Annotated in this window: 17 protein-coding genes; 7 read left to right on the forward strand and 10 right to left on the reverse strand. The window is 43.7% G+C overall.

Translation table 11 applies throughout. The features are described from left to right. Positions 1-234: 234 nt before the first annotated feature. Positions 235-2,703, reverse strand: a complete 2,469-nt coding sequence (locus tag DP116_RS13990; RefSeq protein ID WP_169155767.1) for an ATP-dependent Clp protease ATP-binding subunit — start codon at positions 2,701-2,703, stop codon at positions 235-237. A 392-nt stretch (positions 2,704-3,095) separates the two neighbouring features. After that, positions 3,096-3,635, reverse strand: a complete 540-nt coding sequence (gene rimI, locus DP116_RS13995) for a ribosomal protein S18-alanine N-acetyltransferase (RefSeq protein WP_169155768.1) — start codon at positions 3,633-3,635, stop codon at positions 3,096-3,098. Between the two features lie 90 nt (positions 3,636-3,725). Here rimI and lysA point away from each other — a divergent pair, with 90 nt between their 5' ends. The 3 genes from lysA (at position 3,726) to uppS (ending at position 7,242) form a co-directional block, all read left to right on the forward strand. Further along, entirely contained in the window at positions 3,726-5,267 is a 1,542-nt protein-coding gene (lysA, locus tag DP116_RS14000; RefSeq protein WP_169155769.1) for a diaminopimelate decarboxylase, read from the forward strand. Positions 5,268-5,569: 302 nt separating this feature from the next. Then, positions 5,570-6,496, forward strand: coding sequence for a diadenylate cyclase CdaA (cdaA, locus tag DP116_RS14005; RefSeq protein WP_169155770.1), 927 nt, complete (start codon positions 5,570-5,572; stop codon positions 6,494-6,496). Continuing rightward, positions 6,493-7,242, forward strand: coding sequence for an undecaprenyl pyrophosphate synthase (uppS, locus tag DP116_RS14010; protein ID WP_169155771.1), 750 nt, complete (start codon positions 6,493-6,495; stop codon positions 7,240-7,242). The genes cdaA and uppS overlap by 4 nt, the downstream gene beginning before the upstream one ends. A gap of 165 nt (positions 7,243-7,407) precedes the next feature. On the opposite strand, the gene DP116_RS14015 is transcribed toward uppS, so the two are convergent. From DP116_RS14015 to dnaK, 4 genes are all read right to left on the reverse strand, one after another. Beyond that, positions 7,408-7,680: a DUF3143 domain-containing protein gene (locus DP116_RS14015; protein ID WP_169155772.1), complete on the reverse strand. Its 273-nt coding sequence runs from the start codon at positions 7,678-7,680 to the stop codon at positions 7,408-7,410. Positions 7,681-7,723: 43 nt separating this feature from the next. Further along, on the reverse strand, positions 7,724-8,245 hold the full coding sequence (locus DP116_RS14020; RefSeq protein ID WP_169155773.1) for a J domain-containing protein: 522 nt from the start codon (positions 8,243-8,245) through the stop codon (positions 7,724-7,726). A gap of 167 nt (positions 8,246-8,412) precedes the next feature. Continuing rightward, a complete protein-coding gene (locus tag DP116_RS14025) occupies positions 8,413-9,402 on the reverse strand; it encodes a DnaJ C-terminal domain-containing protein (RefSeq protein WP_169155774.1) in 990 nt (329 codons plus the stop codon). A 205-nt stretch (positions 9,403-9,607) separates the two neighbouring features. Continuing rightward, complete coding sequence (dnaK, locus tag DP116_RS14030; protein ID WP_169155775.1) at positions 9,608-11,809, reverse strand: molecular chaperone DnaK; 2,202 nt, start codon at positions 11,807-11,809, stop codon at positions 9,608-9,610. A gap of 117 nt (positions 11,810-11,926) precedes the next feature. Between dnaK and DP116_RS14035 the strand changes: the two genes are divergently transcribed. The 4 genes from DP116_RS14035 (at position 11,927) to DP116_RS14050 (ending at position 16,266) form a co-directional block, all read left to right on the forward strand. Beyond that, positions 11,927-12,784: a M28 family peptidase gene (locus tag DP116_RS14035; protein ID WP_169155776.1), complete on the forward strand. Its 858-nt coding sequence runs from the start codon at positions 11,927-11,929 to the stop codon at positions 12,782-12,784. 96 nt (positions 12,785-12,880) lie between these two features. Beyond that, positions 12,881-13,444 carry a Uma2 family endonuclease gene (locus DP116_RS14040; RefSeq protein WP_169155777.1) on the forward strand — a complete coding sequence of 188 codons (564 nt, stop codon included), beginning with the start codon at positions 12,881-12,883 and terminating at the stop codon, positions 13,442-13,444. Positions 13,445-13,842: 398 nt separating this feature from the next. Continuing rightward, positions 13,843-15,204, forward strand: a complete 1,362-nt coding sequence (gene der / locus DP116_RS14045; protein ID WP_169155778.1) for a ribosome biogenesis GTPase Der — start codon at positions 13,843-13,845, stop codon at positions 15,202-15,204. A 135-nt stretch (positions 15,205-15,339) separates the two neighbouring features. After that, entirely contained in the window at positions 15,340-16,266 is a 927-nt protein-coding gene (locus DP116_RS14050; protein ID WP_169155779.1) for an energy-coupling factor transporter transmembrane component T family protein, read from the forward strand. A gap of 57 nt (positions 16,267-16,323) precedes the next feature. On the opposite strand, the gene DP116_RS14055 is transcribed toward DP116_RS14050, so the two are convergent. The 4 genes from DP116_RS14055 to DP116_RS14070 form a co-directional block, all read right to left on the reverse strand. After that, a complete protein-coding gene (locus DP116_RS14055) occupies positions 16,324-16,467 on the reverse strand; it encodes a hypothetical protein (RefSeq protein WP_169155766.1) in 144 nt (47 codons plus the stop codon). Positions 16,468-16,839: 372 nt separating this feature from the next. After that, entirely contained in the window at positions 16,840-18,084 is a 1,245-nt protein-coding gene (locus DP116_RS14060) for a glycosyltransferase family 4 protein (RefSeq protein WP_169155780.1), read from the reverse strand. A 12-nt stretch (positions 18,085-18,096) separates the two neighbouring features. Next, the gene (locus DP116_RS14065; protein WP_169155781.1) at positions 18,097-19,452 is read right to left on the reverse strand and encodes a glycosyltransferase family protein; all 1,356 of its coding nucleotides are present in this window, start codon (positions 19,450-19,452) and stop codon (positions 18,097-18,099) included. Next, on the reverse strand, positions 19,452-20,630 hold a 1,179-nt coding region (locus DP116_RS14070; protein WP_169155782.1), incomplete at its 5' end, for a glycosyltransferase. The genes DP116_RS14070 and DP116_RS14065, both read right to left, overlap by 1 nt.

Raw genomic sequence — 20,630 nt, forward strand, 5'->3', positions numbered from 1 at the left:
CATGTGGCGTCCCTGGGCTAAAGCCACAGGGTTTTCATCTCACCCACTATAAAGCCATTTTGGATATTAGCTTGAAATTCTACAGCAAACATAGCTAGCCTCTGAGAAGAACTCATCTTGTCTTATTATAGAACTCGCTTCCTTCTGAAATGAAATACAAAAAAAGGTAGAGCTGTTGGATGCTCTACCTTTCTTTTATCAAAAGAATAAAGAAATATTAAGTCTTCTTTGTTTCTATTCAACGACAGGGGTCAACAATTCCCGGCGCTGTTCAGCTCTGACAATCACATTACCAGTTTCATCGACATCAACAATGGCTGTATCACCATCTTTAATGCGACCAGATAGGATCTCTTCGGCTAGGCTATCTTCTAACAAGCGCATAATTGCCCGACGTAATGGTCTTGCGCCGTAGCTGGGGCTATAACCTTCTTCGATGAGACGGTTGTTGAATTTATCGGTAACTTCCAGTGTGATGCCTTTTTCTGTCAGGCGACCAAACACTTCCTTGAGCATGATGGTAGCGATTTGAGAAACCTCTTCCTTGCTCAATTGACGGAAGACGATGATTTCATCCAGTCGGTTGAGGAACTCAGGACGGAAGTATTGCTTGAGTTCTTCGTTAACCAAGGATTTAATCCGGTTGTACTGTGCTTCTGTTTGGTCTTCAGCGACATCAAAGCCGAAGCCGCTACCACTCTTCTCGATCACCTTGGAACCGATGTTGGAAGTCAAAATCAGCAAGGTGTTCTTGAAGTCTACGGTGCGACCTTTAGCATCGGTTAAGCGACCGTCTTCTAAAATTTGCAATAGCATATTAAAGACGTCGGGGTGTGCTTTTTCGATTTCGTCGAATAGCACGACTGTGTAAGGACGACGGCGCACGGCTTCGGTCAGTTGACCGCCTTCGTTATATCCGACATAACCAGGAGGCGAACCAATCAGCTTGCTGACGGTATGGCGCTCCATGTATTCCGACATATCTAAGCGAATCATCGCTTCTTCGGAACCGAAGAAGTAAGAAGCCAAAGCTTTTGCTAACTCGGTTTTACCTACACCTGTTGGACCAGAGAAAATGAAGCTAGCAATGGGTCGATTAGGATTCTTCAAACCAACACGAGCGCGACGAATTGCCCGTGAAACTGCTTTCACAGCATCTTCTTGACCAATCAAGCGTTGATGCAGGGTGTCTTCCATGTGCAGCAGCTTCTCGGATTCAGATTCGGTGAGTTTGTTCACCGGAACTCCAGTCCAGGAAGCGACAATGTGAGCAATGTCTTCTTCCGTAACCACAGGTTCGTCACCTTCAGTGCGGGTAGAATTCGTCTTGCTTTGAGCAATGGCGCGAATTTCGGCTTTGATTTCCATCTCGCGATCGCGCAACTCCCCAGCCCTATCGAAGTCTTGAGCGCGGACTGCATCGTCTTTTTCTTTCAAAATCTGACGCAGTTCTTTGTCCAACTCCTTAGCTGCGGGGGGCAGTTGGGAGTTAATCAAGCGCACACGGCTTCCTGCTTCGTCAATCAAGTCGATTGCTTTATCTGGAAGATAACGGTCGCTGATATATCGGTCAGATAGCTTCGCCGCTGCAAGCAAAGCTTCATCGGAGATTTTCAGCTTGTGGTGCTGCTCGTAGCGCTCGCGCAGTCCATAGAGAATCTCAATCGTTTCGTCTACTGACGGTTCACCCACCATGACTGGCTGGAAGCGACGCTCTAGGGCTGCATCCCGCTCGATGTGTTTGCGGTATTCATCTAGAGTTGTGGCTCCAATACATTGCAGTTCACCTCGCGCCAATGCTGGTTTGAGGATATTTGCTGCATCGATTGCCCCTTCTGCCGCACCTGCACCAATTAAGGTGTGTACCTCGTCAATAACGAGAACAACATTGCCCGCCTGACGGATTTCATCCATAATTTTTTTCAGGCGTTCTTCAAATTCACCCCGGTATTTGGTTCCGGCGACAAGTAAACCGATATCCAGGGTTACCACACGCTTGTCTTCTAAGATGTCCGGCACATCTTTATTAGCAATGCGTTGTGCTAAACCTTCGGCGATCGCGGTTTTACCTACCCCTGGTTCCCCAATCAGGACGGGATTATTTTTTGTCCGGCGACCCAAAATCTGGATCACACGTTCAATTTCTTTGGCGCGTCCCACTACTGGATCGAGCTTGCCATCTGCTGCCATTTGGGTCAGATTTGAGCCAAACTCGTCCAATGTTGGGGTTTTGTTCCCACGTGGTTGACCACCAGCGCTCACCTCAGCTGTTTCTCCCAGCATTCGGATCACTTGGGTTCTTACCTTAGAAAGATCCACCCCTAGGTTTTCTAGAACTCTGGCTGCTACACCTTCCCCTTCTCGGATCAAGCCCAACAGCAGATGCTCGGTGCCAATGTAGTTATGCCCTAATTGGCGCGCTTCTTCCAAGGATAGTTCCAGAACGCGCTTTGCCCGTGGCGTAAACGGTATTTCCACAGCGACAAAGCCAGAGCCTCGACCTATGATTTTTTCTACTTCAATCCGAGCGTCTTTGAGATTGACACCCATAGACTTCAGCACCTTAGCCGCCACTCCGGTACCTTCTCCAATCAGACCCAAGAGGATCTGCTCGGTACCTACGAAATTATGCCCAAGACGGCGAGCTTCTTCTTGGGCTAGCATAATTACCTTTATGGCTTTTTCTGTGAAGCGTTCAAACATATGGCATTCATCCCATCACCTGCGTCGTGCCGGTACGCTGATTTTAGCACAGACTAAAATTGCGGATGCTTGTATAAACAAATAGACATCCGACACGACTTAACCCAGGTTGATGGGGCAATTGCTAATTTTTTATGACTTTTCTTTAATTTTCTTTACTTTTGTACGGTCAGTGTGCTGAGGAGCGTAATCTTATTTACCTTTTCAGGCTTGACCACGGATAATTAGTGGTTGGATTGAAAAGTTTTTTATTCAATCCCAAATAACACCAAATATCATATTCTCGGTTTCATATCAAGCGTTATTGGAACAGTATGACAATTTCTTATATAAGTAAAAATAAAACCCAAATTTCAATCAAAAAAGCTAATAAGAGGCGCATGATGACTGACTCAGGACCAAGACGCCTTTGTCAAGCGATCGTTAATTATTGTATCCCAGTCATGTAAAGTTTTTTGAAATTGTGGCTGTTGCAAATCTCCAAGCCAAAGTATCAACGCGTCCTCATCGTTATCTTTGTAATAGCGCCGCCGCCGACCAGCTATTTTAAAGCCAAATTTTTGATATAAAGAAATTGCCGCTGAATTAGAAGCTCGCACTTCGAGGGTCGCTCGCTCCAAACCGCCTTTGCAAGCAGTTTTCAGCACAGAATACAAAAGAGCCTGTCCAAAGCCTTGACGGTGGTATTGAGGATGAACCGCCAAGATAGTGATGTGAGCTTCATCTAAAATTGACCAAAAACAACTTATTCCCAGTAGCCTGACAACAGAGCCACCGGAGAACAAACCGAGTAAATCACTGTTAGGGCTATCTAACTCGCGTTGGTAGCCTTGGAGAGTCCATAAACCACCGAAGCAGATTTGGTCGAGTTCTAGCACTGCACTCAAATCTGCTGAAGTCAGGTGTTTGATTTCTAATTCTAATTTGCTCACACTTGTTCGTAATGGTACAAGGGCTTTGTAAACTGGGAAGCGGAGGAATTACTCACCCCTATAATTTAGAGAAGGACAACTCTTATAGTTATGGTATCGACACACCCTGCTGGGGTTCAACATTCTGGTAGTCAGTATTTACCACAAGCAAACCCTCAAAACATAAATCTTTCACCAAATCAGCAACTTCTGCCGTTAACAGCCAGAGTTAACAATCATGATCATCTGGAAATTGGCGGTTGTGATGTCACAACGCTAGTTGAACAATTTGGTTCACCGCTATATATTTTAGATGAGCAAACCTTGCGAACAGCTTGCCGTCAGTATCAAGACAGCTTCAAGCGTTACTACAAGGGTGAATCTCAGGTTCTGTACGCTTCTAAGGCGTGGAGTTGTATTTCTGTTTGCGCGATCGCACACGATGCTGGTTTAGGAATAGATGTCGTCTCTGGGGGTGAACTCTACACAGCCCTGAGTGCGGGTGTCAGTCCCGATAAAATCTATTTCCACGGCAATAATAAATCCCACCAAGAACTGACTTTTGCCATTGAGTCTGGCTGCATAATTGTAGTAGATAACTGGTATGAGTTACGTACTTTGGTGGAGATAGCGACGGAAGCAGGTGAGACAGCGCTGCGGGAGGGGAGCCAGTGCGGTCTTGGGGTCTCCCCAAGTGGAGCATCTGGCGTTTTCCCTCCGCAGGCGACTGCGTTAGCGCAGCGTGACCGAAGGTCATACCCGAAGGGAGGAGAAGTGACCTCCTCATCTCCTATCCGCATCATGTTGCGATTAACACCAGGTATTGAATGTCACACACATGAATATATTCGCACGGGACATTTAGACAGCAAATTTGGCTTTGATCCCAATCAACTAGATGATTTGTTTACTTTTGTGAGTCAACAATCTGTCATTAACTGTCTGGGATTACACGCTCACATAGGTTCCCAAATTTTTGAACGTCAACCGCATCAAGATTTAGCTGCGGTGATGGTGGAGTGGATGAATAAAGCTGCTGGGTATGGTTTATCGATCAAAGAGTTGAATGTGGGAGGCGGCTTAGGGATTAAGTATACAGAATCGGATGATCCACCTAGCATTGAAGAATGGGTGAAACCGATTTGTGAAGTTATTCAACAAGCTTGTGCTGCAAACAATTTACCTTTGCCCAAATTATTATCTGAACCAGGGCGTTCACTGATTGGAACAGCTTGTGTGACAGCATACTCTGTTGGCTCATCCAAAGTTATTCCAGAAATACGTACCTACGTAGCAGTTGATGGGGGAATGTCTGACAATCCACGCCCAATCACATACCAGTCTGTGTATCGCGCAATCGTTGCTAACCGAATGTCTGCTCCACTTACAGAAAGTGTAACAATAGCTGGCAAACATTGTGAGTCTGGGGATATTCTAATAAAAGATGCCCAAGTGCCAAAAATTGAATCTGGGGATATTCTTGTAGTTATTGCCACTGGTGCTTACAATTACAGTATGGCATCTAACTACAATCGTCTGCCCCGACCGGCAGCTGTTATAGTAGCGAATGGCGAAGCAAACTTGATTTTGCGACGCGAAACTTATCAGGACTTAATTCGACAGGACTGCCTACCGCAAAGACTTAAAAGCTAGTTATTAGGAGCCACTGAGTCCTTGGAGGTTTCCTGCAAAGATCGCTGTGCAATTAGGCAGTGCGCCCTTACGGGTTTCCCGACAGTCGCGCAACTGCCGTAGGTGCAAGCGTCCTTTCGCGTACCGTGTTAGCTCCTGCCAGAGGAGGCACGTGAACACAGAACACAGAAGCAATGCTTACTGGCATTGCCCGTGCCAGTGGACTGTAGAAGGCACGTAACTGGCGTTTATTAATTAATCACGCACTTGAGCTGTTAACTGTTGACTTACTTTATTAGAGGCAAAAGGTTAAATCCAGAGTCATGGGAGATTGGTGGACGCAATGGCTGGCAAACCTAGGAAGGTCACAGTCCTTGCTGATTGGGACTCTGGATATTGGGTTAGTACTGGCGCTGACGTATATGATACTTGTTATTATTAGTGAGCGCCGGACATTGTGGATGGTTCGGGGATTTATTATTCTGATGCTCGCATCAGCAATCAGTAGCAGATTGCATTTACAACTGCTGAACTTTGTACTCGAAAAGTTAGTAATTGGCTGTGCTGTGGCAATGGCGGTTGCTCTCCAATCAGAGTTCCGCCGATTTTTGGAACAATTAGGACGCGGCGAATTCCAGCAGTTGTTTCAACCCTCCCGTCTGGCGGTTCCCAAATACAATAGTGTCATTGATGAAATTGTTGATGCTGTTAGAGAACTGTCAAAAAATCGAATTGGAGCTTTGCTCATTTTGGAGACCACTGGTCCTATGGATGAGCGGGATTTTTCTGTGCCAGGAGTAAAGCTGAATGCTGAAGTGTCAAAGGAACTTATACAGACAATTTTTCAGCCGAAAACTTTATTACACGATGGGGCGACGTTAATTCGTGGCTCGCGGATTGTGGCATCAGGTATAATTTTACCGCTATCGGGACGCACAGCCTCACGCCAGTTGGGAACACGCCACCGAGCGGCGATGGGAATTACTGAGCGAGTCGAAAATTGCATTTGTGTCGTTGTATCAGAAGAAACGGGTTCTATTTCCTTAGCGGAACGAGGAACCTTAAATAGACCGCTGACCATCACGAAGCTCAAAGAGTCTCTTGAGACTCGCTTTTCCCCAAATGTAGATCGGGAAGCAGGTGCTCCTGATTTGTTAAGTTTGGGTCGTCAAATTCGTAGTAAGGTACTAGCACTGTTTTCACGTTTACTCGGATTACCATCGACCGCTTCGCGACGAGATAAAAAATGACAGCACAACACACTGAACTGCGAGATTTGCCCTCTGACTTGAAACAAGAATTATTGCCCAGACACGTTGCGGTCATTATGGATGGCAATGGTCGATGGGCTAAGCATCAAGGTCTACCCCGGATTATGGGTCATAAAGCTGGTGTAGATGCGCTGAAAAATTTACTACGTTGTTGTGATGATTGGGGAATTGGGGCGCTCACAGCTTATGCTTTTTCCACTGAGAACTGGGGAAGACCGACCGAAGAAGTCGATTTTTTGATGACTCTATTTCAGCGAGTTTTGCGCCAAGAACTGCGCGAAATGATGAAGGAGAATGTTCAAATTAGATTTGTGGGCAATTTGAGCGCTTTACCCCTAGCGCTTCAAAAAGAAATCTCTCATTCAATGGAAGCAACAAGAAACAATCGCGGTATAAAATTCACAGTCGCAACCAACTACGGAGGTAGACAGGAGATTTTACAGGCATGCCGTACAATTGCTCATAAAGCACAGCAAGGTTTACTTCAACCAGATGAAATTGATGAGGCAACATTTGAACGTCACCTCTACACAGAAGGCGTTTGTGACCCAGATTTATTAATCCGTACAAGTGGGGAAATGCGGGTCTCGAATTTCCTTCTCTGGCAAATCGCTTATGCAGAAATTTATATCACAGAAGCTCTGTGGCCTGATTTTAACCGCAATGAATTTCATCACGCCCTGTGCGCTTATCAGCAACGAGACCGTAGGTTTGGCAAAGTGTGAGAAGAGGGGATTATGAGGGAAGCAGAAAGTTCTTAGCAGGGTGTTGGGGAGACGAAGAGCTAATGTCCATTAACTTTTCTTCCCCCCAGCGCCCCGTTTCCTCTTCTTAGCTCTTGTTACCTCACTTCCACTCTCCCACACTCCCTCATCTGGTCTATCCTTGTTCTACGGTCCTGAAAAAACAGCTCGTTCTACGTCTTCTCGACTGAGGGAATACTTGAAGGCGCGCTGGATATCTTGTCCATCATCTCCAGCTTCGAGATATCGCACGATGATTTGCTCAATATCTAGCGAGAGTTCTGCTTGCCAAGTAGATTGCTGTAGCCGCCAGCAATGCAGTTGTTTTTCGTCTCGTTCACAGCCTTGCTCTCTCAACCAATATTCAATTTGAGGGAGAGGATGGTTGTATAAGGGTGTTTCAGGGGGAGGAAGAAGCATAAGTTAAGTCAATAGTCAATAGTCAAAAGTTAAAAAGTAATTTTTAATTTAGAATTTCTGAAGGGATAGTTGGTTGAGAAATACTGGTATTGGGTTGTTGTATTGCTGGGGTATGTAGTCGTTGTGTTTGAAAGGCACCTTCACCACGGGTTAAACCGATGGCGATCGCTAACAACAAGCAACCCAAAAGTGTCAGTCCTAGAATAAACAAAGCAAATATTTCACCAGCGCTGAGTGGGCGATCGCTGGCGTCAAGGTAAGCAGATTTAGACCAATCGTAAGAATCGGAAACTGGGTGATTCAAGTCGAGGGGCGCTTGGATGACTCCAAAGCGCGAATAACCAATTTTCAGGTCGTAGCTAAACCGCCGTTCTGGGTTGCTTAGGGTGGCATACGCCTCATTAAGTTGCTGAAATTTGGCAGTTGCCACAGCAGTGGGTAATTTTGTGGTATCTGGATGATAGTGCTTGCTCAATTCCCGGTAAGCACGACGGATTTCTATTACCGATGCTGAGGGATGCAATCCTAGAAGGGAGTAATAGGTTGGTTTGCTGCTTTGTGGCATTGCCCCATTCTGATTCACAGCCGTTTAACTCACAAGCGCGTAATGGTTTTTTCTAATATTCTAAACCTAATTATTCCCTCAGCAGTTTAAAGCCGTCACGAGTCTGTGATTGGTTGTTGGTTGTGAGTTGTCAAAAATGACTACCAACAATTAACGATTCATAATCGCTACTTTACCAAATCCGCGCGGGGTTTAAAGGTTTCTATCTGCCGTAACTTTTCGTAAAGTTCACGTTCTTGCTCACTAATATTTTTCTGGGCGACAATCTGAATTTCTACCAATTGGTCACCACGTTCACCGTTTTCCTTGGGGTAGCCTTTGTTGGCAAGACGGAACCGTTGACCTGAACGTACACCAGGGGGAATAGACATTTTTACTGGTCCGTCTAGAGTTGGTGCTTCTATCTGTCCTCCTAAAACTGCTTCAGTGGGAGTGACTGGTACCTGACAAAAGACATTTGAGCCTTCTATTTTAAATAAATAATGAGGGTTGACTGTAATTTTTAAATATAAATCGCCATCATTGATACCTTGGTTTTTGAGGCGGATGGTTTGACCTGTGACCATACCGGGAGGCATATTGACTTCAAGCGATCGCCCATCTTCCAGGCGAATCCTCTCGGTTCCACCTTTGTATGCTTTTTCCAAAGGTAACGTTAGTCTTGCTTCTATATCTCGGCGAGTGGGGCGAGAATTAACTGTGTATTGAACTTTTCTGTTTGTGGAACTAAAGGGATCACTCTCCACTCCACTTGTGGAAGTTCCATTTTTGGTGTCTTTGCGAACACCTACACCAATGACTTGATTGATAAAACTATCAAAATCAGGATATCTACCAGGATCTACCTCTTGATTGCGTGTACGACCGTTAGGACGATTCCAGCCGTTCTCTCGTGCTGCTGCTTGTTTATCAAAACCTTTTTGTTTCCAAAAGCGACTAAATTGGTCGTATTGCGCCCGTTTAGCTGTGTCAGAAAGTACTTCATAAGCCTCTCCGATATCTTTAAATTTTTCTTCTGCTGCTTTGTTTCCTGGATTGAGGTCTGGATGATACTGACGCGCTAACCGTCGATAGTTCTTTTTGAGATCTTCATTGGACGCATCTTTCGTTACTCCTAAAATCTCGTAGTAATCCCGAAAATTCTGCAAATTTGGCATAGTTTCAGTTGTTTATCTTTAATTTTTAAACTTTAACTTTTTTACTGGCTATTCATTAACTCTTGAACGACTAACTAATTACCTATTACCTCTTACGAATGACTAAATCCGAATTTGAAGTCAACCTTTTACTCTTGATTCCATTTGTGAGGACTTTATTTGAGGTACTAGGGGCGGGGTTTCCCGCCTTAATATCTATCAGACGTTATAACCAATTATCATCGTCATCATCCCAGTTATCCTGGTAATTAGGACGGGGTTTGCGTGAATAACCGCCCTCATCAGAGGAACGACCTCTCCTGTCATAGTCTCTGTTGTAGTCCTTGCCATAATCCCTGTCATAGGAATCGCGTTCGCGCAGCGGGCGCTCTGCGCCATCGCGCCTTGCGCGGCTCCCTTCGGGAGCATCGCGAAGCGGGCGCTCTGCGCCATCGCCCCTTGGGCGGCTTCCTCCAAACGAATCGCGGTATGTATCCCTTGGGTAATCGCGATCATCGCCTCTTGGGCGGCTTCCTCCGGGAGGATCCCGGTCTTTTTCGCCAGTGAAGATTTCACGGATAGTACCAAACAAGTCATCTTCTTCATCATCATCGTAGTACTGGCGGATCTCACGGTTTAGCTCATATAAAGCATCTTGCAAGTCGGCGTAAGCTTGGTCAATGCCTCTGTCATCATTTTCTTTCAAACTTTCGCGGAGTTCTCGACAGATATTATCAATTCTTTGACGGCGGCTGCGAGCAAGCTGCATCCCAAAATCCAACGCCACTTCTCTGAGTTGTCGTTCTGCTTGTATAATCAATGCTTCAGCACGAGTGCGTTTTTCTACCCGTTCTTTGCGTTCCCTGTCAATTTCAGCGTATCTCTCAGCATCCTGAATTGCCTGCCTGATTTCCCCTTCGCTCAAGGTAGAAGCACCTTGAACTGTAATACTCTGTTCTCTACCTGTGGTTCTATCCAGAGCTGTCACCTGTAATATCCCGTTTGCATCTATATCAAATGATACTTGTATTTGGGGTATGCCACGTGGTGCTGGGGGAATACCATAGAGTTTAAACCGTCCGAGAGACTTATTATCTACTGCCATTTCCCGTTCGCCTTGGACGACGTGGACTTCCACTGTATTTTGATTATTTTCTGATGTGGAGAAAATATCAGAGCGGCGTACTGGTATAGTGGTGTTGCGGGGAATCAGTTTTTTCATCACGCCGTTGACAGTTTCTAATCCCAAAGACAGCGGCGTGACATCCAACAGCAGGACATCCTTGAGTTCACCGGCGAGAATACCCGCTTGTATTGCTGCACCTACCGCCACAACTTCATCTGGATTGACGTTTTGGTTGGGTTGTTTGCCAATCATTGCCCGTACAAGCTGCTGTATCATTGGCATTCGCGTAGCACCACCAACCAGCACAACTTCATCAATGTCTGCGGGTGTTAAACCAGCGTCTTTCATGGCGCGTTTGACTGGAAGGCGTACGCGTCCAAGTAAGTCATCAGATAAACCTTCAAACTCAGAACGAGTCAAACGAGTTTCGAGATGTTTGGGACCTTCTTGATCAGCAGCGATGAAAGGTAAGTTAAGATCGGTGACGCTGACAGAGGAAAGTTCGATTTTGGCTTTTTCCGCTGCTTCTAACAAACGTTGTAAAGCTGAGCGATCGCGTCTTAAATCTACCCCCTCGGTTTCCAAAAATTTCTCTGCCAACCAATCGACTATTTTTTTATCAAAATCGTTTCCCCCGAGTTGCGTATCTCCACTCGTGGATCTGACTTCAAACACTCCATCCCCAACGTCAAGAATCGACACATCAAACGTGCCACCGCCCAAGTCAAAGACTAATATAGTTTCAGTGCTGCCGCGATCCAATCCGTAAGCCAAAGAAGCGGCTGTCGGTTCATTGAGAATTCGCAGTACTTCCAAACCTGCTATTCTACCAGCATCTCGTGTTGCTTGCCGCTGAGAATCATTAAAATAAGCAGGAACGGTGATAACTGCCCCTGTGACTGGATCACCAAGGTACTTACTGGCGTCTTCTGCCAGTTTCTTTAGCACCATTGCGGAAATTTCTTCTGGAGCAAAATCTTTATTGAGACGAGGACAAGAAATTTTGATGTTACCAACCTCATCTTTGCGAATAGTATACGGGATTCGCTTTGAATCTGGGCTTAGTTCGCCATACCTGCGCCCAATGAAGCGTTTCACGGCGAAAAAGGTATCTTGTGGGTTGAGGAGGGTTTGTCGTCGTGCCATTTGCCCAACAACTCTTTCGCCTTCTTTGGTGAAGCCAACTACGGAGGGAGTCGTTCGCATTCCTTCTGCATTGGCAATCACCACCGGCTTGCCACCCTCCATGACGGCAACTACTGAGTTGGTTGTACCCAAGTCAATGCCGACTACCTTGCCCATGCGTTTTTGTTCTCCTATAGTGTCTTATAAATTAATTTGTTTAGATCTAATGCTTGATTTATTGTATCTTGCTGTTGAGAATTACACGGTCAAACAGTGTTGCTTGTTAGTTAATTTGTGAATCTAAAGAATCAACTGGAAAATCACCTCACCTGGATAGCCCGCGATCGCGATCCCTATCTAGCGACTGCTGGACATTTTTTTGTCCAAGAATACATTCGTCAACAACTTGCACAATGGGGAAGTGTGGAAATCCACACCTTTAGAGTCGGGAGCAAAACTTGTCAAAACCTCATTTTGAATTTACCTTCACAACCTGAGTTCCAAAAAAGAGATTTGCCTCCTATTTTAATTGGTGCCCATTATGATGCTGTTCCTGGAACACCAGGTGCAGATGATAATGCTACAGGTATAGCAGTTTTGCTGGAATTGGCAAGAATGTTTGCATCCGTTCCAACAAAATATCCCCTGCAACTGGTCGCTTTTGACATGGAAGAATACGGCTTACTAGGTCCTTCTGGTGCTTCTGAGTATGCAGCCGAGTTGCGACAACAAGACCAGCCGCTACGCTTAATGATTTCTCTAGAAATGTTGGGCTATTGCGATCGTACCCCTGGTTCGCAAACTTACCCATCTCCTTTAGAACGCTTTTACCCAAATCGCGGTGATTTTATTGCTTTAATTGGCAATTGGCGCACAATTCGTGACTTAATTTCTATTAGCCGCAGTATTCGTAAAGTTGGCGTACCCAGCCATTGGCTACCAGTACCTAACAGAGGTTTAATACTTCCACTGACTCGACGAAGTGATCATGCACACTTTTGGGATCAAGGTTATCCTGCAATGATGGTGACAGATACAGCCAATCTGCGAAATCCAAACTATCATAAACCCAGCGATACTATTGAGACTTTGGATTTAGATTTTCTCACTGGTGTCTGTCAAGGTTTGGAAAGCGGTATTCGGCATTTGTGAAAAAATAGATAACTTTTCTTAACTGAACAGTATTGAACTATAAGCTTTGGAAAAAGAGTTTTTAGAATATATTTATCAGCGACAGGTAACCTTGTTATGGTTAATACAAGTACAATAAAAAAACTCACCTTAGAAGAATTTCTGGCGCTTCCAGAAGGAGATGTCAACTATGAGTTTGTAGATAGTTATGCAGTGCCTAAAGTGTCTCCAAAATTCTTTCATTCGACTTTACAATTAACTCTGGGACTCTTGCTTCGTACTTGGTGTAAAGGAAAAGGTAGAATCGGCTCAGAGTGGGCAATTATTTCAAAGCGTCAGGGGCAAGATTGGGCACCTGTACCGGATTTGACTTATATTTCTTATAAACGTTTACCTAAAGTGTGGAAGCGCAATGAAGCTTGTCCGGTTCCTCCAGAATTGGTAATCGAAATTATTTCTCCAGACCAAACAATGAAGGAATTTGAAGACAAAGCACGAGATTATTTTGATGCGGTCGTGTCACGGGTTTGGATTGTCGATCCAGAAGCAATAACTATCAAAGTTTTTGTATCGGCTGAAGAAAGTCAAGTTTACAGTGATAATATGCCTATTATGGATACTCTGCTTCCTGGTTTGGAGTTAACTGTTAGACAAGTTTTTGAAGAGGCTGAATTGGTTTGAATGTTGGTGGTAATCACTTTTTGAAACGTTTATTTAACAGCAATTAAACCTACCCACCTCGGAATTCATTCCGAGGCTAATAGCTCAAGTCGGCTATAAGCCGACTAGAAGATTTTCATCCTTATTAGCCACTGGATCCATGCTGATAACTGCTTTCTCATTACTGAAGTTCTTGTCTTATAGCCCAATACAGTTCAGTTCAGAGAATGATAGGTTGGGTTTCGTTCCAGCGAAACCCAACAAACGCTCTTATTTGTTGGGTTTGGTTCCTCAACTTTCCAAACATTCTCTAAGTGAGTTATTGTCTGTAAACTAAGTTTACTGAGTTTTTTCTGCAACAGACAATAGTATCAGCTTAAACCGCTAGAATAGAGATTTGGAGCATTGTGCATCCGCTTATGAGTCTTCCTATAGTTGCTATTATTGGTCGCCCAAATGTGGGCAAATCTACCTTGGTCAATCGTCTTGCTGAGGAACAATCTGCTATTGTTCATGATCAACCAGGTGTGACGCGCGATCGCACTTACAAACCAGCATACTGGCGCGATCGCGAGTTTACAGTTGTTGATACTGGTGGTTTGGTCTTTAATGATGACACCGAATTTTTACCACTAATTCGCCAACAAGCAATGGCGGCGCTAGCAGAAGCAAGTGTTGCTATTTTTGTAGTAGATGGTCGCACAGGACCAACACCCGCTGATGAAGAAATTGCTGAGTGGTTACGACAACAAAAAGTCCCTGTTCTGCTGGCTGTTAATAAATGCGAATCCCCAGAACAAGGTTTGATTCAAGCTGCTGAATTTTGGGAATTGGGATTGAGCGAACCTTTCCCAATCTCTGCTATTCATGGAAGTGGTACAGGAGACTTACTTGACGTAGTGATTAACTACCTTCCTGCTACACCAGATGTCCCAGAAACCAATGAGATTAAAGTGGCAATTGTGGGACGCCCAAATGTGGGTAAATCCAGTTTATTGAATACTTTTGTGGGAGAAACAAGGGCAATTGTTAGCCCAATTTCTGGTACAACCCGTGATGCTATTGATACTGTCGTGGAACGAAACGGGCAAATTTACCGCTTGATTGATACGGCAGGAATTCGCAAAAAGAAGAATGTAGAATATGGTCCCGAATTCTTTAGCATCAACCGTGCTTTTAAAGCAATTCGTCGCGCTGATGTGGTTTTATTGGTGATAGATGCCCTTGATGGTGTCACAGAACAAGACCAAAAATTAGTTGGGCGAATTACTGAAGAAGGTCGAGCTTGTATTATTGTGGTTAATAAGTGGGATGCTGTCGAAAAAGACTCTTACACGATTTATGATTACGAAAAACATCTGCAAGAACGACTGCATTTTACTGAATGGGCAGAAACGATTTTTGTCAGCGCCTTGACTGGACAACGGGTAGAAAAGATTTTGGAATTGGTCGATAAAGCAGCCGAGTCACACAAACGTCGTGTGAGTACAGCGGTGATCAACGAAGTTTTGGAAGAAGCAATGGGTTGGCACTCGCCGACAGTCTCTCGTGCTGGACGCCAAGGCAAAATTTACTATGGCACACAAGTTAGTAGTCAACCGCCTACAATAGCATTGTTTGTCAACGATTCCAAACGCTTTAACGATAACTACCGCCGCTATATCGAGCGACAATTTCGCGAACATTTGGGCTTTCAAGGAACTCCTATCCGTATACTATGGCGGAGTAAAAAAGTCCGTGAAGTTGAAGGTACTAATGCCAATCGAGCTACCCGCGTGTAGTGCTCACAAGTCATCAGTCATGAGTATTTGGCAATTGACCCTTACGGGAACGCGGGTCGCCTCTGTCGGGAAAGCCGTCATTCGCGCTGGCTCACTCATGACTCATGATTAACGACTCATGATTAATAATTATAAATGGATTTACTGCGATCGCTACCAATTGGGCTTTACTTAGAACAACCTCAAACTTGGTTACATAAACTCGACCCACGAGTCAAGTTAATCTGGTTGATGAGCTTTCTGACAACTTACATTCTTGCCAATAACTTATGGCGCGTGCTGTTGGTGGTACTGCTGATTATTGCTACTTTAATAGCGCGAATTCCCCGAAAAGTTTGGCAGCAGCAAATGGGGTTGGTGTTGACAGCGTCCTTTTTTATTTTAGTCATTTTACCTATCACTCCTGATGGACTTGGTATCAAATATCAACCGCGCTTACCAATTAACCAACAAGTCTTAACAGAACAATCAGCTTCGACTCCGTCTACTCCAGCAGCTTTGTCAGCCAATAAGCACGAAGGTTATAAGTATGTGTTGTTTGACAAAGGTTCAATCAAAGTGACTCGCCGTTCTTTAGATTTGGCAATAACTGCGAGTACAATGCTGTTTACTCTTATTTACAGTAGCAATTTGTATTTGTTGACAACCGCAACAGAGGAAATCACCGCTGCTATAGAAAGCTTAATGCAACCCTTGCGACGCTTGAAGTTACCTGTGACTGAGATAACTTTGACTTTAACTTTATCCTTGCGGTTTATTCCCCTTGTTTTAGAAGAAATCCAGAATTTAATTCGTTCTGTAATGACGAGGGCTATTAATTGGAAAAAGTTAGGATTGAAAGGAGCTGTTAAAGTTTGGATGTTGGTAGCAGAACGCTTGTTGGAAAATTTGTTACTCAGGGCAGAGCAAATGGCAAGTGCAATGACGGTGCGAGGGTTTACAAGTCCTAGTGAACATCGTGTGCAATGGCACGATTTACGATTGAGAAGAGGTGATTGGCTGGCGATCGCAATTTTAATTTTATTCTGGGGAGTTCGGCTGGCAATAGGAACTGAAGTTTAAAAAATATGATTATTAAAGGCAACAACAATTAGTTTCTTAACTTTTAGTTTCTTAACTTTAACGGATAGGAACAAATCCAGCCTGCTCAATAATTTTCTGACCTTCTGTTGATAGCAACATACTGGCATAGGCTATTGCGGCTTTTTCATCGGCTGAGCGATAAGCCTCTGGCTTTAGCTTGTGCGTATCGCGACGCAACACTATAAACCAATACGGTTCAGATAAGGCTAAAAACTAATGCTGACGTAGGTTGGGCCCTTGGAACGAAACCCAACACCTACCTCGTTTTTGTTGGGTTGCGCTGCGCTTAACCCAACCTACAATTCTTCTTAACTGAACCGTATTGCACTATAAACAAGCGGCGAGTCATTGGGTAAGTACCATCAACAAACGCTTGTTCATTAACCTGCTTTTGGGCTATAGGTTGGACATAGTTAATCTTTTTAACGAACCGCAGAGGCGCAGAGGACGCAGAGAGAAGAAAAAGCAGAGAGAAGAAAAAAATGCTTCACTGAACCGTATTAGAGTATAAGCCACTCCTAATATAAAGGAATATGACAAGACTAACTTTGCCTACTTGGTATTATCTCGTCTCATAGCTTCAACATAAACTTCTCTAAACTTCTGAGCAACTTTACTCCAAGTGTATCTTGATAAAACTTTTTCACGACCAGCATCACCCAAAGTTTTTGCCCAATCAGAATTTTTTAATAACTCTATAATTGCTTCTGCTAACATTTCCTGATTTTTATAGTCTACCAAAAGTCCATCAACTCCCTCGTCTATCACCCAAGGTATTGCTCCAGCACGACAACCAATCACAGGTTTACTCGCAGCCCAAGCTTCTAGAAATGCAATTCCAAAAGACTCAAAACCAGAAGGATAAGCAAACACATCTACGGCAGAAAATAAGAAAGGTTTTTCTTCATTAGAAAAGTTATAGTAAAACTTGACTTGCTTTTTATATGACTCTGGTAATTGATTAACAATATTTTCTACTTTCTCTGCAAACATTGTCTTTGCTCCTGCTAGCAGAAGCTGCACATCAGGGAAAATTTGCCAGACAAGTGTCATTGCTTGTACAAGCGTATCTACTCCTTTGTGTCCTCCAAATTGTCCAATAAAACCTACGACTGGTTGCTCTTTAAAACCGAAATGCTTTTTGGCTTGAGTTGAGGAAATTTGTTCAAAGGGTTCTGGATCAACTCCTACTCCTATGACAACAACACGTTCAGGTGAAACTCCTTGTTGGATAACGTAATCTGCTTCGTATTTTGTATTAGATAAATAATAAGTAGATTGCTCAATAGCACTGTAAATTTTAGAGCGTTGAAATGCCCAATTATCCTGTGGATGTATCCCTCCATGAAGGACACATGGTCTTCCAGAGTTTCTTGCACCGTTAAGCGCTGCGTACATGTGTAACAATGGAAAAGATGAAGCAGCGATAATATCAGCGGGAAATTCTTGGATAGCTTTTTTTAAGCCAGGAATGATTGGTCCTCCTGCTATTGTTCTTAAATGTTCGTTGAATGGTAAGCGCAGACGATAAGCAACTTTTTGAGGAAATCGAACCATTTGACTCATTCGGCTATTGACTGGAAAACGCCGCACTTTGACACCATTTATCTCCTCGTCACCTGGTTGCAAGCGTGGTAGTTTTGGGTTAAAAAAACCCTCTCCATTGAAGCAATTTGTGGTGAAGACAGTCACTTCATCGCCAAATTGTCGAACTAATTCTTCAGAAACTCGTTGAATAAGTAATTCTGTACCCCCAATTGCTGGGGTATAACCTTGAGTAACGTGCAGAATTTTCATGTATAGTTATGGTTAGACTGGTCGTCGCCGAAACTTCAGCCTTATACGTTTGAGAAGTTCGCGACTTCCCTCAGTACGCCAAATTTCAATGACTCGCGCTAATCTACCACGTTTGACTACGGTTGGTGTGACTAGTTTACGTGTTTGTCGGTCAGGTGCGTACTCTGGTTGTAAGCAGTAGCGCCGCAGAGGTTCGACGACTTGTGACCAATTTAAGGAGTTGCGTAAGGGTTCAAATGCTGAAGCCCAAGATGATTTGGGGCGTTCTAATATTTGTGCGATCGCCACTCGCACTGCTTCTACATCCAATGGTGGGACAGCTTTACCAACACCATACTCTTTTACCCATTCACTGGTGACATCTCCTTCACTCACAAGTACTGGTAAACGCGCCCAGAGATAATCTAGTACTCGTGTGCGAATGGAATAACGAGTTTCGATGTGTGGGGGATGAAGAGTGACTCCGATATCAGCTTCACACAACAGGGCTTCTCTTTCTTGGTATGGTATCCACTCGTAAAAGAAAATGGTACGGTCTTTTTCGCCAATTTCAGCAGCAAGGACTTGAACTTGTTCCGCCATTTTATGTGGAGCAACTTGAGGGTTGGGATGACGCGTTCCTAAAAAGACGAGTCGTGCTTGTGGGTATTCAGCAATCACACCAGTCCAAGCTTTGACCAAAGTTAGGGGATCGAGCCAGTCCCAAATACCGCCACCCCATAATACAATACGAGCATCTTCTGGAAATCCAGGATGTATACCGCGCAATGTAGGATTTGGACGGGGTTCTCGGTTAAGAAAGCCGATTCCTACGACATCAATTAAAGAGCGTAGGCTGGTATCTTTGGCAAAGTTGCGGGGGTTGATGCGTCCATTGGAAGCGAGTAAACCGATCCAGAAATCTCGTTGGCGATCGCTTCCACAAATAAAAAAATCGCCTAAACGAGCTAGGCTGTTAGTAACATCGACTGCGCGGTTGTTCAAGCTTTCCTGTGCTGGGAGTGGCTTGTTGAGATGGTAGTGTAAATTTTCTAGAATAAAAGGATCGTAAAGGTCAACGACGATGCGTTTTTGTGTCTGGTGCAAGAAGGGGAATTTTTCTACCATATAACCAGACACCAAGGTAATGTCACTGTTTTCTACCAGGACTTGTAAACTTTTCGGGCGTTCATCCCAGTAACGTACTAGTTTAATATTGGGGACTTCGAGAGTCGTTTCAGAGGGTATAGCAAGGGTGACATTCAATTCTTGACTAAGAACACGCGCTAATTCCAGGTAACGCATCCCTGGACCTGCCATTTTAGTATCTACCACATCATTACTGACAATGAGTAAGTGTGGGCGTTTGATGTTTTCTAATTCAGGCATTAATTGAATTTTGATTGTAATATTCCTTTTAGCTTAAACCACTGATTTCTCAGTTGCCAAAATCTACTTTTTTCCATGTAATCAACTAATGCTTTTAATCGTTCGATTTCTGCATTTTTGTGTTTCAACTCTGTCTGTAATTGAGGACTTTCTATCAATTTACTACTGTTATGTGTTATATATTCCAATCTATTTTTTATCTTTTGACCAATAAGTTTTGGGCTTAACAAAGACTTAATGTCTTCACATGCTTTTGCACCTATCTGCTTAGCTTCTTCATAATTATTATATACATGTCGCATTAAATATGCAGCATGGTCAATATCTGGTTCTGCCCATGTACTTCCCTTCTTGTAATGTGCATAATCTTCTGTTAAGGTAGTTAAAGAATACTTGACAGGAAAACTATTACTAACATTCATAAAGTCAGTGTTTCCTGAGTAGGCGGTGGCTATGACTGGTTTTCCATAGAACATAGCTTCAGCAATAGTTAAGCCAAACCCTTCTGAGCGATGTAGAGATACATAGCAATCACAATGGTAAATGAGGGCATTAATCTCATCTTTGAGCAAATATTTTTCAATAAATTTTATGTTTTTAAAATCTTGTGCTAAATCTTTTAACTGCTTATATTTATCAGGAAACTTGTGAGCATTAGAAAATTTCAGAACGAGTAAGACTTGCTCATCTTTACCAAAAGCTCGCTGAAAAGCTTCAATAACTGCTATGGGATTTTTGCGTTCAAAGACACTGTAAAAATCAAAGATAAAGAGAAAAATAAACTTATTATCTGGTAGCCCAAGTGATTGTTTGGTTGCGGTCGGTTGTGGTAGCGAGAGACTGTGCATGACTTTAAGGACTGGGATAGGTGATAGTGGTGCGTTCTGCCCTTGGCAGTAAGCTTCGCTTATCGCCTCCACACTATAATTGCTGGGAGTCCATATTTCATCAAAAAGATTGAATGCTGTTAGCCATTCTTTGGGAAAATCAGGAAGCTCCCATGCCCAAAAGCCAATATTGTACTTATTTTTAAAATATTCAATACCTACAGAGTTCAGAAAAGAATTTATCATATCCCCATTCACATGGATAATATTGATTGGATAGGGATTATCGTCGGAAAAATTTGTATAAGTAGAATCTAATTTTCTATGATTTGTATTAAAACTACAGTTATT

Source organism: Brasilonema bromeliae SPC951, from assembly GCF_012912135.1.
Classification (GTDB): Bacteria; Cyanobacteriota; Cyanobacteriia; order Cyanobacteriales; family Nostocaceae; genus Brasilonema; species Brasilonema bromeliae.

Coding starts and splice junctions, on each gene's coding strand:
- DP116_RS13990 (WP_169155767.1), bottom strand. CDS start 2,703: ATGTTTGAACGCTTCACAGAAAAAGCCATAAAGGTAATTATGCTAGCC.
- lysA (WP_169155769.1), top strand. CDS start 3,726: ATGGTATCGACACACCCTGCTGGGGTTCAACATTCTGGTAGTCAGTAT.
- cdaA (WP_169155770.1), top strand. CDS start 5,570: ATGGGAGATTGGTGGACGCAATGGCTGGCAAACCTAGGAAGGTCACAG.
- uppS (WP_169155771.1), top strand. CDS start 6,493: ATGACAGCACAACACACTGAACTGCGAGATTTGCCCTCTGACTTGAAA.
- DP116_RS14015 (WP_169155772.1), bottom strand. CDS start 7,680: ATGCTTCTTCCTCCCCCTGAAACACCCTTATACAACCATCCTCTCCCT.
- DP116_RS14020 (WP_169155773.1), bottom strand. CDS start 8,245: ATGCCACAAAGCAGCAAACCAACCTATTACTCCCTTCTAGGATTGCAT.
- DP116_RS14025 (WP_169155774.1), bottom strand. CDS start 9,402: ATGCCAAATTTGCAGAATTTTCGGGATTACTACGAGATTTTAGGAGTA.
- dnaK (WP_169155775.1), bottom strand. CDS start 11,809: ATGGGCAAGGTAGTCGGCATTGACTTGGGTACAACCAACTCAGTAGTT.
- DP116_RS14040 (WP_169155777.1), top strand. CDS start 12,881: ATGGTTAATACAAGTACAATAAAAAAACTCACCTTAGAAGAATTTCTG.
- der (WP_169155778.1), top strand. CDS start 13,843: ATGAGTCTTCCTATAGTTGCTATTATTGGTCGCCCAAATGTGGGCAAA.
- DP116_RS14050 (WP_169155779.1), top strand. CDS start 15,340: ATGGATTTACTGCGATCGCTACCAATTGGGCTTTACTTAGAACAACCT.
- DP116_RS14060 (WP_169155780.1), bottom strand. CDS start 18,084: ATGAAAATTCTGCACGTTACTCAAGGTTATACCCCAGCAATTGGGGGT.
- DP116_RS14065 (WP_169155781.1), bottom strand. CDS start 19,452: ATGCCTGAATTAGAAAACATCAAACGCCCACACTTACTCATTGTCAGT.